The sequence below is a fragment of the Marinomonas mediterranea MMB-1 genome, assembly GCF_000192865.1.
In the GTDB taxonomy this organism is placed as follows: Bacteria; Pseudomonadota; Gammaproteobacteria; order Pseudomonadales; family Marinomonadaceae; genus Marinomonas; species Marinomonas mediterranea.
Genome location: NC_015276.1, coordinates 2,504,725 through 2,520,231, shown reverse-complemented (window position 1 = coordinate 2,520,231; position 15,507 = coordinate 2,504,725). Strand labels below are relative to the sequence as shown.

Sequence of the window (15,507 nt, the reverse complement as noted above, 5' to 3'; positions counted from 1 at the left end):
TTCCTATTGGAAGCCGCATTATGGTTTGGTTTGTAAACTTTCAAAAAACAGAGCATCTTTCAGTCAATGACCGAGGTTTTTCCTATGGTGATGGCGTTTTTGAGACTATGTTGTTTCAAAATAAAGAGGTTCGACACTCCCAATTACATCAAAACCGTTTACGAAGAAGCTTGCAGCGTCTTTTTTTTGACGCAAAATCGTCCCTAGATTTGAATGGAATTTGGTCGTTTATCCACGCTAATGCCCCTTCGTTTGGCGAATCTGTACTTGTTAAGTTGATTGTTACTCGCGGTGAGGGTGGAAGAGGTTACCTCCCCCCTGAGCATCCTCAATTAAATGTTCTGATCTATTTTGGTAAGCCTCCTTGTTATGCGAATGAACGCGTGAATGGCGTTAAACTTGGTGTCTCATCTATTCCAACCAGTATTAACCCTTCTGTTGCGGGTTTAAAACACCTAAATAAGTTAGAAAATGTCATGGCGAAACGTGAATTAGCCTCTGGCTTTTATGATGCGCTGATGCTCGATCCAAAAGGCTATGTCGCGGAGTGTATTCAAAGTAATATAGGTTGGTTTAAAAATAATCTGCTTTATATGCCCAGTATTGTCGATTCCGGCGTGCAAGGAACAATGCGGAGCTTCATTTTAGAGGAGTTTGACGGTGTGATAAACGTTGGGCGCTTTACCCTTGACGATCTTTTACGGGCCGATGAAGTCTTTGTATGCAACAGTCTGATGGGGATATCAGGTGTTGTGTCTATTGAAAACCCGAGAACCTTGGGTTGTATTGGTATTGAAACTGAAATATCGGCTTTTTGTCGGTATTATTCTATTGGCGAAAATATAAAAAACGTACAAAGTCTTTTGGAAAGTAAGGAAAACCATGTCTGCAGTTAAATGGCTTGTCTCTTTAATTTTTTTGTTACTCACATTAATGGCCGCGGCTGCCGGTGGGGTCTACTACGGTGTTACACAACCGCTTATGATAGACGAGGCGCAAGAGTACGAAGTCCAGTCTGGTAGTTCCTCTACGCGTATAGGTCAGCAACTTGCTGCACGAGGTTGGATTTACCACCCTATGCTTACCAAGGTTGTTTCTCGCTTGAATCCAACTTTAGTTCCAAAAAAAGGCCGTTATTTGATTGAGCCGGGGCAAAACTTAATACAAGTTTTTCAGTTATTTGACTCGGGGAAGGCGATATACCACGAGGTAACCTTGCTTGAAGGCAAAACGGTTAAAGACTACATAAGCACGTTAGCGGCGAAGGGCAATATTGAAATGACGATGGAAGGGTTCAGTGCCGAGCGTGTTGCTGAGCACATGAAGCTAGGATATCCGTCCGCTGAAGGGTTATTTTTTGCAAATACCTACCGTTATCATGATGGTGATACGGACGTTGATATTTTACGTCATGCTAATGCGCTTTTAATAAAAGAGCTAAAGACAGCCTGGGGCATTCGCCACACTCCCATACCAATAAAAACGTCTTATGACGCTCTAATTTTAGCCTCTATTATTGAAAAAGAAACAGGTGTTCCATATGAGCGTCCGTTGATATCAAAAGTGTTTATGAACCGTCTTAAACGTAAAATACGATTGCAGACCGATCCTACGGTTATTTACGGTCTAGGTGATCAGTATAACGGCAATATTACGAGAAAAGACCTTCGTAGCAAAACACCCTACAACACTTACGTTATTAAAGGGTTGCCACCTACGCCAATCGCAAATGTAGGTAAAGAGGCAATCTTGGCAGCGGTGCAGCCAGGGGAAACGGCTGCCTTGTATTTCGTGGCAAAAGGAGACGGTACGCATGCATTTTCACGGACGCTTAGAGAGCACAATAATGCGGTGGCTAAGTATCAAAAGTTCCAGCGAAGAAAAGATTACCAATCTTCGCCAACAAAATAATACAGATTGTACGTTTAACGAGAGAGTATTTAGTGAAAGGTAAGTTTATTACGCTTGAAGGTGGGGAAGGAAGTGGCAAAAGTACCGCCATTGCCTGCCTCGAACAGTGGATGAAGGCCCAAGGCATTCCCTATCTTCTGACTCGTGAACCCGGTGGTACGCCTTTAGCAGAAGAAATACGTCAGGTCGTACTAAGTAAGCGTGACGAAACAGTTAATTCAATTACGGAACTTCTTCTTGTCTTTGCTGCAAGGGCGCAGCATGTCGCGCAAAAAATTGCGCCTGCACTTGAATCTGGTGTTTGGGTTATTAGTGATCGATTTATTGATTCCTCATATGTCTATCAAGGTGTGGCTCGTGGGTTGGATATCGAGGATATTGACAGTTTGGTTCGTTTAGCAGTTGGCGCAAGTCTTCCGGATAAAACGATTTTACTAGATGTACCCGTTTCAGTTGGCATGGCGCGTGTCTCAGCGCGGACTGGTAATGACAGGTTGGATGGTGAAAGCACGCAATTTCATGAAATGGTGCGTGCAGGCTTCTTAGATCTGGCGAAAAGAGACAGTCATCGCATTTCTATTGTGGATGCGAGCGTCCCTCAAGAAAATGTTTTTGAGCAGATTGTGACGATACTTGAACAAGTAAAACAAGCAAAGTAATAGAGGTGTTCTATTAGTATCTCCCCTTGGTTGGAATCATTACACAAAAAGGCGTGTGAGTGGCGTAAAAACGGTACATTTCACCATGCATTGATGCTCACTGGAGAAGAGGGTGTCGGTCAAGATGTGTTGGCTAGGGCACTAGCGGACCTGCTCATGTGCGAAGTGAAAGCTGCACCATGTGGGCAATGCCATTCCTGTCAGTTGATGGCAGCGGGTTCACACCCCGATTACCTCTTTGTTGACGGATCGGAAGGGACGATCAAAGTTGATGTTATTCGCCAACTTATTCAAAGAGTGTCTAAAAAAGCACAAGTTGGAAAAACGAAGGTTCTTTTATTTAAAGACGCACATGCCATGAATATCAATGCCGCAAACGCGGTGCTGAAGGCCTTAGAGGAACCGCCTGAAAATACGTTCTTTATTTTGACGACCTCTAACTCATTTGGGATGTTGCCGACAATACAGAGTCGCTGTCAAAAAATGGTATTGGACAGCCCTACAAAAGAAGAAGTGATTGCTTGGTTAGAGCGGGAAGGACATACGGAGGTAAGCGATCTCTTTTGGCTTGCACAACAGCCGTTTCACTTATTGGCTCTAAAAGAGAGTGGATATGACAAGTTATACCGCGCTTTGCCAGAGAAAGTGTGTTCGTTACTTCTAGGGGAAGACAGCGTTACCAATATCGTAAAGGGCGTAGATCAATCTAACATACACGCTCTGTGTGATGGCTATGCTGCGCTTATTCATCAAGTGATTCAGTATTCTGCTACCGGCCACCTGCCTGAAGAGCTTACCAATGTTTCTAACTTGATGCTTACCAAGCGAAGTATTTATCATTTAATGGATCGATACAAAGGAATGATTGATCTTAAACAGCGCCTTAAGCGCTCAAACTTAAACCCCGTTATGCAATTAACGCACGAATTAAATCAGTGGTAACTGTTACATGTTGATCGACACTCATTGTCATTTAGATAAGTTAGACCTCACTCCTTATAACGAAAACGTCAAAGGAGCATTAGATGCAGCGGCAAATAATGGCGTAAAACAAATTTTGACGATTTCTGTCGACTTGGCGTCGTTCAGTAACGTGCATGAATTTACGCGACAAAGTGGGGTTTTTTCTAGTTGTGGTGTGCATCCCTTACATACCGAGGGGTTGCTCGACGATGCTGAGAGGCTGATTCAATTAGCATCGTTAGAAAAAGTCGTCGCGATTGGTGAAACGGGTTTGGACTATTTCTATGAAAAAGATTTAGCGGTTCACGCGGCACAGCAGAAGAGTTTTGCGCTTCACCTTGAAAGCGCCGCCAAACTGAAATTGCCTGTTATTGTCCATACTCGTGAAGCGAGAGAAGATACCTTGGCTCTTATACGAGAGCATGGAGACGCAGACGTTGGTGGTGTTTTGCATTGTTTCACCGAAAGCTATGAGATGGCAGCGAAAGCGCTAGACGAAAATTATCTCATCTCTATTTCGGGCATCGTGACGTTTAAGAATGCTGCGGAGCTACGTGAAACGGTTAAAAAATTACCGCTTGATCGCTTGCTCGTTGAAACAGATTCCCCATATTTGGCTCCGATCCCTCACCGTGGGCAAAAGAATGAACCTAAATATGTGAAAGACGTTGCGCAATTTGTTGCCGATGTAAAAGGTGTTCGTTATGAAGAGTTGCTAGAGATTACAGCAAGAAACTTCCACGAGAAATTTCGAAAGGTCATTCGTGATGAGGTGCTCATTGAATCTTGTTGATTTACAAGAATAAAACGAAAAAAGAAGTGATTTTGATAGGATTTTGTATGGTCATGCATTACGCTTCTTAATATAACTTAAACAAATTACCCCTCCTAATTTTTAGAGCGAGTAAATCCACCTAAAAGATAAAGCGTGTTTTGAAAGAGTTTCGCACTGATATTAGGAGTTGCCAATTGCAGTTTGATGTCTGTGATTGGCTCATATAATAAGGACCTTCATGATGTCAAATACGGTTCAGCCTCTTAATAAGAGCGCGTTGTACGCTAGCGTCCCACCAGAAAACCTTCCTTTTGAAAAGCTTAGTGATATAGAACCTTTGAGTGGAATACTCGGTCAGGAAAGGGCTGTTGAGGCTATTCAGTTTGGTGTTGCTATGCAGCGCCCAGGTTACAATATTTATGTAATGGGAGACTCTGGTACAGGACGCTCTTCCTACGTTACCAATTATTTAAAGAGTGAGGCGAAACGAAAAGCCGCACCCAATGAATGGGCGTATGTTAATAATTTTACCGATACGCGTGCGCCAAAAACGATCGAGTTTATGCCAGGTAAGTCGTCAGTATTTGAGAAGGAAATCCGTTCACTTATCGATGCAGTGATGGCGACTTTTCCAGCCGCGTTTGAAAATCCAACTTATCAGCAGTACAAAAGTGCCATTGATCGTGCATTTAATGAAAAATACGAAGGTGCGATTAACTTAGTTGAACGTATGGCGTTGCGTATTGGCGTTGCCATGTTCCGTGATGCGTCTTCGGTCAGTTTTGCGCCCATGAGGGATGGAAAAGCATTAGAAGAAGCCGACTTTGCTGGCCTTTCGGATGATGAGCGAGACGCTTTTCAGGCTGCGGTATCTGAGCTAGAAACACAGCTTAATGACGAATTGCTTGGATTGCCTCAATGGAAACGAGCATCTTACGAAGAATTGCGTGAACTGAATCTAGAAACTATTAAAGAAGCGCTTGACCCTTTAATGGCGCCGCTGTTTGAGAAGTACTCTGAAAACACCACCATCACGGCTCATTTGAAAGACATGCGTGATGATCTGGATAAAGTGCTTATCGATCAAATTACGGATGAGCGCGCCGCAGAGAGTCGAGACGAAGTTAGCCGTCGCACTATGTACGAAGAGTTCTACCTACCAAATATCGCGGTTACTCACGAACCTGACGGAGGGATGCCGGTTGTCTATGAGCCTCACCCGACGTATCGAAATTTGTTTGGGCAGGTCGAATACAGCAGTGATCAAGGGATGCTTATCACCAGCTATCGGTTAATTCGTGCGGGAAGTTTACATGCCGCAAATGGCGGTTACCTCATACTCGACGCGGAAAAATTACTGACAGACCACTACCTGTGGGAAGCATTAAAGCGCGCTTTAAAAAGTAAGACTCTTCGGATTGAGCACCCTTACGCAGACATGGGGTTGATGAATACCACCACACTGTCTCCTGAAGATCTGCCTTTGCAAGTTAAAGTGATCTTGATCGGGTCTCGTGAAATATACTACCTATTGCAGGATGCTGATCCCGATTTTCAAGAAATGTTCCGTGTGCTAGTCGATTTTGATGACACGCTAAAACGTGGGCAAGGCTCTGAACATGCATTCGCACGTCTATTAAAGGATCGTGTTGATCAGGAAGGGTATGCGGACGTAACACGAGAAGGCGTCGCAAGGCTTATAGAATACAGTAGTCGCTTAGCTGAGCATCAGAAAGAAATGGTCGCTCGTATTGGAGATGTCTTTGAGTTATTAAGTGAGGCTGATTTTGTCCGAGATATGGCAAAAGACGACGTTATTTCAGATGAGCATGTAAAGCGAGCGCTGTTAGCGAAGAAGCACCGTACCGGCCGCGTAAGTGAGAAGATCATTGAAGAGATTCTTGAGGGAACGGTTTTGCTTGATAGTGATGGCGAAGCCATCGGTAAAATTAACGGTTTAACGGTGATGCAGATTGGGGACAGCAGTTTCGGCGCACCAGCTCGGATTTCGACTACGGTTTACCCTGGAGGTAAAGGCATCATCGATATCGAGCGCGAATCGAACTTAGGTCAAAATATTCACTCTAAAGGGGTGCTCATACTGTCAGGTTACTTAGGTAACAAGTATGCTCAAAAATACCCTCTGGATATTTCAGCGTCGATCGCAATGGAGCAAAGTTATGGATACGTCGACGGTGATAGTGCGTCTACCGCTGAGTTGTGTTGTCTTCTTTCAGCACTGATCCAAGTGCCATTGCGTCAAGACTTAGCCATCACAGGGTCTTTAAATCAATACGGCGAAGTGCAAGCCATTGGTGGCGTAAATGAAAAAATTGAAGGCTTCTTCAGTGTTTGTAAGGCTCGCGGTTTGACCGGAACTCAGGGTGTTTTAGTCCCTAAATCCAATGCCAATAATCTGATGTTAAACGACGATGTGCTAGAGGCAGTCGAGAAAGGGCAGTTTTATATTTACGCGATTGAGACGGCAGACCAAGCGCTTGAATTATTAACCGGTAAAGTAGCAGGTCAAGCAGATAAAGATGGAAATTACCCAGAAGGGTCTTTGTCTGCAATGGTCATAAAGCGTTTGGAAGAAATTTCAAAGCTCGGAGACGAAGAGAGTGAAGACGAAAAAGGCGAAGAGACAAAACAAGACGAGCAAAAAGGACAAGCTCAGACTGAAAAAAGCGATGCTTAATGGTTTTTTTTAAAGTAAGCGGCACGTCGTCCCTTTATCTTTAGAAGTGGTGTTGCTCTCTCAATGTCGTACTAGTGAGCAGCCTAGTAACGTCCTTTCGTCCGTTTGATCATGTGTGCAACGCAATCGTTGCTCACCAGAGTGTATATCGTGTAATACAAGTCGCCGGCTTTTATATAGCTGGCGACTTCTTTTCTTTTGCTAGGGTGATGACGTTTTAATACCTTAGCTCGTTTGAACACCTCTCCATTCATTAGCGCTTGGCTGTATTCATCAGCCACTTCCATTGATTTTTTGTCTGAACATTCCGCACCATAGGCGGTACTGCCCATCAAAATTGATAAGAATATTGCGGTTTTTCTGTGTTTTATTAAGTTCATATTTAGCTATTAGTTTTTGTGGCACATTATTGCCTTGGCTATAATTAAGATCCGTGCTTACTCAGGGGAGGGTGTTAATCTTAGATGTTGGCCACGGTTGATATAAGTCTCTACGATCAATAGAAACGATTGTAATTAAGCCTAATTCTGACCTAAAAATCAAAGGTTGTCATTGTGTGCTGAATTGTGTTTTATTGTTTCTCATAAAAATAAGTTATCTATTTGTTTACCCATCTTTTGTGGCGGTATTGTGATAGTAAGTGATAGTGGAAGATTAATACTTCCTGTTTTTTTTAAAAAGGTCCAAATTAATGACGTTGAAAAGAAAGTTCTCTTTAGTTGTGTTTCTAAGCGCGGTTTCCGTGGCGGTTATCATCGGTCTTTTTAGCTATTACCAGCTAAAAAACACACTTCTTGAAGGGATTAACCAAAAAATCGAGGCGATAGCAAAAGGACATTCGAATACCATTCAGGAGTGGAGTATCAGTAAGGCAAATGCGATTGAAGCGTTGGCGACTTATTTAGGGAAAGAAGACGTTTCCCAAGAGTCGCTTCAGTTGGCGTCAGATGCCGGTGATTTTAGCCTAGCCTACTTTGGAAGTAGCGATGGTAAAATGCTAATGAATGATTTGATGGATTCGTTGCCAGAGGGTTATGACCCAAGAATTCGACCTTGGTATAAATCTGCGGTAGTGTCTGGTAACGTTGAGTTTACCAAGCCTTATATCGATGCTACAACAGGTAAACTGATTATTAGCGCAGCGAAAGTGGTTAATAAAGGTGGCGCAGTCGAAGGCGTAGTTGGTGCCGATCTATACATTAATGCGGTGACATCAGCGGTCTTGAACGTCAACCTTGAAGGGAAAGGGGATGCGATTCTTGTTCATAAGAACGGTGAGATTCTCGCGCACAAGAATAGTGATCTGATACAAAAAGACTTTAGCACTGAGTTGGGTTACTCCTTTGATTCATTGTCTACCAAATCGCTTGTAGAAGTTTCTTCTAAAGGTATGGCATTGCTAGCGAGCAAAATAAGCATTCCTAACACGGACTGGCTCGTTGTCTATGAGTTGAATGAAAGCAAGGTACTTGCTCCACTAAACAGCCTTATCATCTTGTTGATCGTTGCTGCCGTGACAACAGCCCTAATTGTCAGTGGTGTGATGGGGGTTGTAAGTGCCAAATTATTGTCTGGAATTACGCAAGTTAATGCCGTTCTAAAACAAATCAGTCAAGGTCAAGGCGATCTAACGATCCGTATTCCACAAACCAGCAATGATGAAGTTGGTATGTTGGCGAAGTACTTTAATGATTTCCTAGAAACGTTGTCAGCAATGGTTCAAGACATTAAAGGGATGTCGTCGAATCTGAATGACTTGGCGCAAAATACGACGCGCTTAACCACTCAATCTACTCAAGATCTCCAAGTTCAGCTGGATGAAGTCACAATGGTAGCAACCGCGGTCGGTCAAATGTCTGCCGCGACTCACGAGATAGCTAGTAATGCGGACAATACAGCTACCTCAGCAAAGGCGGCTCATGACCAAAGCCTTGAAGGGAATAAGGTGGTGCTTAAGAGTAGTGACTCTATTAATAACCTAGCCGGCCAAGTTCAGAGTGCTGCAACGGTGATGGGGGATCTTGATGAGCAAGTGCAGGGTATTAGTTCTATCCTTCTTACTATCCAAGATATCGCTGAAAAAACTAACTTGCTTGCACTAAATGCGGCGATTGAAGCGGCTAGGGCAGGTGAGCAAGGGCGCGGTTTTGCGGTGGTTGCCGATGAAGTGCGCGTTCTGTCTCAGAGAACTCAATCATCCACTGAAGAAATTAAAGATAAGATCGACGGCCTTAATAAAGCCACCGTCAGCGCTGTTGGGTTGATGTCTGAGGGTCGAACACTTGCTGAAAGCACGGTTCAAGACGCAGAAGAAGCAGCAAGAACCCTTGAATCCATTCAAGAATCTGTTCAAGTGATTACAGATATGTCGATTCAGATCGCAAGTGCCGCTGAAGAACAAAATATCGTGACAGGCGACATTTCTAAAAACAGTGAGTCAATCAAAGGTATTGCGAACAAGTTAGCAAACGAATCGCAAGAAAGCTTAGAGGGTGCGAAGTCTTTGTCTGAGGTGGCTGCTAGATTGGAGCAGCAAGTCGGGCGCTTTACAGTTTAGGTGTTAAACTCGTTTTTGATCTAGGATACTATTAGTAAAATCGAGCTTTGTGGTAAAGCTCGGTAACTAACCAAAGCAAGGTGGGCTCTATGAAATTAACGAATATGTTTGCGGCAATGGGTATGGTTGTAGCTTCGTCAGTAGGTTTTGCTCATGGTCATGGGTCTTGTTCAGAGACTGAATTGCATGAACACATGATGTCCATTAAAACTGAACTGAGGTCACTTGCACAAGACGTCAAGTCAGACGATCTTGACGGTGCGAGCGGGCATGTTAAAGCGCTCATAGGCTTATTCGAAGATTCTAAGGCTGAAACGCCATACCTTTTCAAAGAGCAAAAGCTCACAGGCTCTGCGTTAGAGTCTAAGCAAGCTGATTATGTAGCCGTATTAGACGATGCTATTGTTAAGTTGAAGGACATCGACTCAAAAATCGCGATGGGTGATTCTGGTAAAATCGGATCTGCGGTTCGAGAACTGGGTAAATATCGTAAGATAGGCCACAGCAAATTTAAAGCGGACTGCTAGTGGTTAGGTAACCCTATTGCGGTTATTTAGCGCTTAGCAGTATATTAATTGCTGAACGTGCATTGTCTTACTATTCTACTTGGTGAACTCTTGTATGAAGATTGATACAATGAGGGATCGATTAGAGGTAAATATGGCACGAGTTAAGAAATCCAAAAGTATTAAAAGCCGATTAGGGCGTTCTGGCAAGACTGGCACAAAGGAAATGCTCAAAGAGCAAAATAAAGCGCGTAAAGCTTCCAAGCACAGTAAGTTTCAGTCTAAAAAAGCAAAAGAACGTAAAGATCAGGCACGTAAAAAACTAGAGCGTTTAGGAATTGCTCCTGAGGCCGAGTCAACGGTACAGGCACCTCGCCCTAGAAGGTTCACTATGCCCGTACGCGAGCAAAGTGTGCCCGATGTTGAGGTCGAAGCTCAGGTAGACTCTGAAGAGTTAACAACAAACGATCTACTTGACGCGCTTACCGAAACAGACCAATAATGCTTGATGTGATAGTGTAAAAAGGCTGCGTATGCAGCCTTTTTTGACGGAAAAAAATAATAAAATCAACGTTTATAAGGGACTGGGCTATGAATTCTAAAGCATCTGTGCCGATGTCTAGTGTGAAGTTTTTACTTAAAGCAGTAGAAGCGAAGGGTCACTGTATTCCTACTTTATTGGAAAGTTTAGAGATAGACCCTAGTTATATCGATAAAAATGACACTTTTCCCGCTTATGAGTACGGCATGCTCTATCAAAAGATCATGTGGTTAGAGCAAGATGAATCGTTCGCGATGCTAAGTGGCGGAAAGATGCCGAATGGCACGTTTCGCATGATGTGTCTTTGTATTATTCATGCTCAGAGCCTTGCTAAAGCGTTATATCGATGTAGCGACTTTTTCGATGTGTGTCGAAGCTCAACGATCAAGCCCGTGCTAATAAAAAAAGGGCGTTATGCGTTGGTAACATTTGCGCCTGTCGATTTGGTTGATGAAGACGTTGCTGCTGACATTATGGCAAATGAGCCAATCGAAAAGATCCGCACCAGTATGTCAATATGGCATCACTTTATAAGTTGGTTAATTGGTCGACGACTTGCACTCAAGGCCGCGTATTTTACGGCAAATCGCCCAACGGATGTTGATTATTATAAAACGCTTTTCCAGTCAGAAGTACGGTTTTCCCAACATGCGAATGCGCTCGTATTTCCCGCCAGCTATCTTGATATGCCGATTGTTCAAACAGAAGATACACTAAGAGGTTTCTTAAAAACTGCCCCCTATCAACTGTTAGTGATGGTCGAAAACGACAATAGCTTGAAATCCCAAGTAATGGCTTTGATCGGAAAAGATTTTTCGAGAGAATTGCCAAGCGCGGATGAAGTATCGTCGACCCTCAATATGAGCGTCTCAACTCTGCGTCGTCGCTTAAGTGACGAGAGTACCTCTTATCAACAGATTAAGGACGAATGCCGTAAAGAGGCTGCAATCACCTATATGAATGCACCGAGATTATCGATAAATGATATTGCCTCGTTGATGGGGTTTGATGAACCCAGTGCATTTTTCCGCTCATTTAAGAAATGGACCGGGATGACCCCTGGCGAATATCGAAAAAGTGAGCAATATGTCCGTTTTGAGAAATCTCTCAAAGACAGAAAGACTAGGTAACTAGAACAGTCGTGATTGGTTTTGTTATCAATATAGCATTCTAATGTTATTGCTGAAATTCAATCTGTTTACCATCCTATAACGATAGAATAACGCTCGAAAATAAGTCGGAGAATAAGAATATGAGCGACTATCGTTACCCTTATAAAGATGTATTGTTTGCACTCAATCACGTGGCTAACATCGGTCGGTTAAACGACCTTGTTGATGAGCCGCTTTCCCAAGATTTACTTGAAGCCATATTGACCGAGTCCGCAAAGCTCAGTGAGCAAATCATTGCACCTCTCAATTGGAGTGGCGATCAGCAAGGTGCTGAACTTAGAGAAGGCGAAGTATATGAGGCCGAAGGATTTAAAGAGGCTTTTCGCTCCTATGTAGAAGGCGGCTGGGCGTCTCTTTCTGGCGATGAGGTGTATGGTGGACAAGGTCTTCCTTCGACACTGGCAACGGCTGTAAATGAAGGGATTCAATCTGCTAACTTAGCGTTTTCTTTGTGTCCGTTACTCTCAAATGGTGCCATTGAGGCACTGGAGAAATATGGCAGCCAATTATTAAAAGATACTTACCTAGAAAAGCTCGTTAGTGGTGAATGGACTGGGACAATGAACCTAACGGAGCCAAATGCAGGCTCTGATCTTGCCGCCATACGAACCAAAGCCACTCCTCATGAAGACCATTTCCTGATTCAAGGGCAAAAAATATTCATTACCTGGGGCGATCATCAAATGAGCGAGAATATCGTTCACCTTGTATTGGCTCGTTTACCGGATGCACCAGAAGGTGTTAAAGGCATTTCTCTATTTGTTGTGCCTAAGTTTTTGGTTGACGAGAATGGCGCATTAGGAAGAAGGAATGATGTCAGTGTGGCCTCATTGGAACATAAAATGGGCATACATGCGTCACCGACATGCGTTATGGCTTTTGGTGAAACCAGCGGTGCTGTTGGCTACCTAGTCGGAGAGCCTAATCAAGGCTTAAAGGCGATGTTTGCAATGATGAATAACGCCCGTCAGGGTGTTGGTTTACAAGGTCTTGCTATCGCTGAACGAGCCTATCAGCAAGCGTTAGAATATGCTCAAGAGCGCGTGCAAGGATACGATAGTTCGAGAAAAAATCGTGTGGCTATTGTTGCTCACCCTGACGTTAAACGAATGTTAATGACAATGAAGTCATTGATCGATGCTTCTAGGTTATTAATATACGTGGCAGCGGTTGAGAATGACGTGTCTAAATTAGCCGTTGGGGATCAAGCTAAGACTGCTGCTGAGCTTACTGCACTGTACACACCTGTTGTAAAAGGTTGGATCACAGAGATCGCACAAGAAGTCACATCGCTTGCTGTACAAGTTCATGGTGGCATGGGGTTCATTGAAGAGACTGGGGTTGCTCAGCATGCTCGAGATGCCAGGATTCTTCCAATATATGAAGGCACAAATGGTATTCAGGCAATCGACTTAATTGGCAGAAAGCTATTAGGTGATAATGCGTCTGCGATGGCGACCTTGATCAATCAAATTGTGGCTGATGTTCACGCTTCTCAATCGAAATACTCCGAAGCGGTATTATCGGAAGTGGCGCTTTTTAAGCAGACAACGACGGTTTGTTTGGAGTCCATGAAGGAAAATTCCACACTTGGAACCTATAATGCTTACCCATATATGATGCAATTTGGGTATGTCCTAGGTGCTTGGCTGATGCTCAAGGCTCAAGCTGAAACAGCTTTAGAGGGCGAATCTGCTTCGAATGAAGAGCGTTTGCGTTGTGCCTCAATTGATTTCTATTGTCAGCAAATCCTTCCAAGAGCGCGATTATTTGGAAGTATGATAGAGAACGGTACTGAGGACGTAGATGTCTCTATCTTTAAGCAATAAATAAAACGTAATCATTAAATGAGATCCTTGTGCGGCTACTGTGCTTTTGTCTTCCCTTGCTACTTCGTGGAAGTGCACAGGTCTCGAAAAATAATAATATACACATAAGGTTTAACCCGCTTCTAAGGGGTACTGAGTATGATCGAAAGAGAAGTAATGGAATTTGACGTCGTTATTGTCGGAGGCGGACCGTCAGGACTTGCGGCGGCATGTAGGTTAATGCAAAAAGCGAAGGAGTTAGAGCTTGAGCTTACCGTCTGCTTAGTCGAAAAGGGGTCGGAAATAGGGGCGCACATTGTTTCTGGTGCCGTTGTTGACCCCAAAGCGCTAACGGAGCTTTTTCCACAATGGGAAGAAGATGGCGCGCCGTTGATTTCTAATGTTGGACGCGACGAAGTATATTGGCTTGGCGATGAAGCCAATTCAAGGAAACTAGCACATTGGATGGTCCCTAAATCGCTGCATAACGATGGTAATTACGTGATCAGTTTAGGGAATTTATGTCGTTGGTTGGCTGAACGGGCCGAGGCGCTAGGCGTCGAGATTTTCCCTGGATTTTCAGCTCAGGAGATATCCTACGACGACGCTGGTCACGTGCAAGGGGTAATAACGGGTGATATGGGAGTCGCATCCGATGGCTCCGAAAAAGACGGATACATGCCCGGTATGCTTCTTAAGGCTAAGCAGACGGTTTTTGCCGAAGGCTGTCGAGGTCATTTAGGTAAGTCCCTTATTGAACACTTTAACTTAGATGAAGGCCGTTCTCCTCAGCACTATGGCATCGGAATTAAGGAACTTTGGGATGTGCCTGAATCGATCAGTGAGCCAGGTGCTGTTATTCATACTGCTGGCTGGCCTCTAGGTTCCAACTCTGGAGGGGGCGGTTTTTTATATCATCTGGAAAATAACCAAGTCGTTGTTGGTTTAATTGTTGATCTGAATTATAAAAACCCTCACTTAAGTCCATATGAAGAATTTCAGCGTTATAAACACCATCCATTGATCTCGAATATTTTAAAAGAAGGTAAAAGAGTCTCCTATGGGGCGAGAGCAATTGCAAAAGGCGGGTTGAATTCCTTACCGCAAATGGCATTTGATGGTGGGCTGTTAATAGGGTGTGATGCAGGAACACTAAATCCAGCGAAGATTAAAGGCACTCACACTGCGATGAAAAGTGGCATGATTGCAGCGGAATGCATTGTAGATTTCTTGTCTAAGAGCGATTCCTATGGCCACAAACTTTCTGACTTTGAGTCTTCTATCAACCAATCTTGGCTTGGAGAGGAGCTTAAACAGTCTAGGAATTTTGTGCCAGTCATGCATTCTTTGGGAACATTTTGGGGTGGTGCGTATAATTGGATGGATCAAAATGTGTTTAACGGTAAATTACCGCTGTCTTTCAAAGACAATGTGCCAGATTATGCTGCATTAGAACTTGCTTCACAGCATAAGAAAATAGACTACGATAAGCCCGATGGTGTGCTGAGCTTTGATCGCCTCTCTTCTGTCTTTTTGTCCAATACAAATCATGAAGAAGATCAGCCTTGCCATCTACGTTTAATTGATGAAACGGTACCTGTTAACTACAATTTGGCTCAATATGATGAACCAGCTCAGCGATACTGTCCTGCGGGTGTTTATGAGATTGTAGAACAAGAGACAGGGCCTTCACTTCAGATCAATGCACAAAATTGTATCCATTGTAAAACGTGCGATATAAAGGATCCGTCACAAAATATTAGGTGGGTAACACCAGAAGGGGCTGGCGGCCCAAATTATCCTAATATGTAACTACGCTATTACCTAATTTCATCAAAGTTAAAAACCAATTGTATCTTCATCGTATAATTGGTTTTCTTTTGAAAGATAATTGATTTTTATAAACTTATGCTTGCA

General features: G+C 43.5%; 13 protein-coding genes. 12 read left to right on the top strand and 1 reads right to left on the bottom strand.

Translation table 11 applies throughout. The features are described 5' to 3' along the window. Positions 1-20: 20 nt before the first annotated feature. The 6 genes from pabC to MARME_RS11480 all read left to right on the top strand — a co-directional run bounded on the left by pabC (position 21) and on the right by MARME_RS11480 (position 7,006). Positions 21-896 carry an aminodeoxychorismate lyase gene (gene pabC, locus MARME_RS11505; RefSeq protein WP_013661440.1) on the top strand — a complete coding sequence of 292 codons (876 nt, stop codon included), beginning with the start codon at positions 21-23 and terminating at the stop codon, positions 894-896. Then, positions 883-1,911: an endolytic transglycosylase MltG gene (gene mltG, locus MARME_RS11500; RefSeq protein ID WP_013661439.1), complete on the top strand. Its 1,029-nt coding sequence runs from the start codon at positions 883-885 to the stop codon at positions 1,909-1,911. The genes pabC and mltG overlap by 14 nt, the downstream gene beginning before the upstream one ends. 32 nt (positions 1,912-1,943) lie before the next feature. Next, complete coding sequence (gene tmk / locus MARME_RS11495) at positions 1,944-2,570, top strand: dTMP kinase (protein WP_013661438.1); 627 nt, start codon at positions 1,944-1,946, stop codon at positions 2,568-2,570. 30 nt (positions 2,571-2,600) lie between these two features. Next, positions 2,601-3,512, top strand: coding sequence for a DNA polymerase III subunit delta' (gene holB, locus MARME_RS11490; RefSeq protein ID WP_013661437.1), 912 nt, complete (start codon positions 2,601-2,603; stop codon positions 3,510-3,512). A gap of 7 nt (positions 3,513-3,519) precedes the next feature. After that, a complete protein-coding gene (locus MARME_RS11485; protein ID WP_013661436.1) occupies positions 3,520-4,326 on the top strand; it encodes a TatD family hydrolase in 807 nt (268 codons plus the stop codon). Between the two features lie 220 nt (positions 4,327-4,546). Continuing rightward, complete coding sequence (locus MARME_RS11480; protein ID WP_013661435.1) at positions 4,547-7,006, top strand: Lon protease family protein; 2,460 nt, start codon at positions 4,547-4,549, stop codon at positions 7,004-7,006. An 83-nt stretch (positions 7,007-7,089) separates the two neighbouring features. On the opposite strand, the gene MARME_RS11475 is transcribed toward MARME_RS11480, so the two are convergent. Continuing rightward, positions 7,090-7,386 carry a hypothetical protein gene (locus MARME_RS11475; RefSeq protein WP_041647894.1) on the bottom strand — a complete coding sequence of 99 codons (297 nt, stop codon included), beginning with the start codon at positions 7,384-7,386 and terminating at the stop codon, positions 7,090-7,092. Between the two features lie 311 nt (positions 7,387-7,697). Between MARME_RS11475 and MARME_RS11470 the strand changes: the two genes are divergently transcribed. The 6 genes from MARME_RS11470 to MARME_RS11445 all read left to right on the top strand — a co-directional run bounded on the left by MARME_RS11470 (position 7,698) and on the right by MARME_RS11445 (position 15,402). Continuing rightward, positions 7,698-9,563 carry a methyl-accepting chemotaxis protein gene (locus MARME_RS11470; protein ID WP_013661433.1) on the top strand — a complete coding sequence of 622 codons (1,866 nt, stop codon included), beginning with the start codon at positions 7,698-7,700 and terminating at the stop codon, positions 9,561-9,563. Positions 9,564-9,652: 89 nt separating this feature from the next. Next, entirely contained in the window at positions 9,653-10,090 is a 438-nt protein-coding gene (locus MARME_RS11465; RefSeq protein ID WP_013661432.1) for a cytochrome b562, read from the top strand. 94 nt (positions 10,091-10,184) lie between these two features. Then, positions 10,185-10,571 (top strand): hypothetical protein, encoded by a 387-nt coding sequence (locus MARME_RS11460; RefSeq protein ID WP_223294970.1) that lies wholly within the window; start codon positions 10,185-10,187, stop codon positions 10,569-10,571. Positions 10,572-10,660: 89 nt separating this feature from the next. Next, positions 10,661-11,740: an AraC family transcriptional regulator gene (locus MARME_RS11455; protein ID WP_013661430.1), complete on the top strand. Its 1,080-nt coding sequence runs from the start codon at positions 10,661-10,663 to the stop codon at positions 11,738-11,740. A 122-nt stretch (positions 11,741-11,862) separates the two neighbouring features. Continuing rightward, a complete protein-coding gene (locus tag MARME_RS11450; protein WP_013661429.1) occupies positions 11,863-13,611 on the top strand; it encodes an acyl-CoA dehydrogenase in 1,749 nt (582 codons plus the stop codon). Between the two features lie 138 nt (positions 13,612-13,749). Continuing rightward, positions 13,750-15,402, top strand: a complete 1,653-nt coding sequence (locus tag MARME_RS11445; protein WP_013661428.1) for an electron transfer flavoprotein-ubiquinone oxidoreductase — start codon at positions 13,750-13,752, stop codon at positions 15,400-15,402. Positions 15,403-15,507: the final 105 nt, after the last annotated feature.

What these genes read in the sequence shown, in the direction of transcription:
- pabC (WP_013661440.1), top strand. Translation starts at nt 21, where the DNA reads ATGGTTTGGTTTGTAAACTTTCAAAAAACAGAGCATCTTTCAGTCAAT.
- MARME_RS11450 (WP_013661429.1), top strand. Translation starts at nt 11,863, where the DNA reads ATGAGCGACTATCGTTACCCTTATAAAGATGTATTGTTTGCACTCAAT.
- MARME_RS11485 (WP_013661436.1), top strand. Translation starts at nt 3,520, where the DNA reads ATGTTGATCGACACTCATTGTCATTTAGATAAGTTAGACCTCACTCCT.
- MARME_RS11455 (WP_013661430.1), top strand. Translation starts at nt 10,661, where the DNA reads ATGAATTCTAAAGCATCTGTGCCGATGTCTAGTGTGAAGTTTTTACTT.
- MARME_RS11445 (WP_013661428.1), top strand. Translation starts at nt 13,750, where the DNA reads ATGATCGAAAGAGAAGTAATGGAATTTGACGTCGTTATTGTCGGAGGC.
- MARME_RS11475 (WP_041647894.1), bottom strand. Translation starts at nt 7,386, where the DNA reads ATGAACTTAATAAAACACAGAAAAACCGCAATATTCTTATCAATTTTG.
- mltG (WP_013661439.1), top strand. Translation starts at nt 883, where the DNA reads ATGTCTGCAGTTAAATGGCTTGTCTCTTTAATTTTTTTGTTACTCACA.
- MARME_RS11465 (WP_013661432.1), top strand. Translation starts at nt 9,653, where the DNA reads ATGAAATTAACGAATATGTTTGCGGCAATGGGTATGGTTGTAGCTTCG.
- MARME_RS11470 (WP_013661433.1), top strand. Translation starts at nt 7,698, where the DNA reads ATGACGTTGAAAAGAAAGTTCTCTTTAGTTGTGTTTCTAAGCGCGGTT.
- MARME_RS11460 (WP_223294970.1), top strand. Translation starts at nt 10,185, where the DNA reads ATGAAGATTGATACAATGAGGGATCGATTAGAGGTAAATATGGCACGA.
- MARME_RS11480 (WP_013661435.1), top strand. Translation starts at nt 4,547, where the DNA reads ATGATGTCAAATACGGTTCAGCCTCTTAATAAGAGCGCGTTGTACGCT.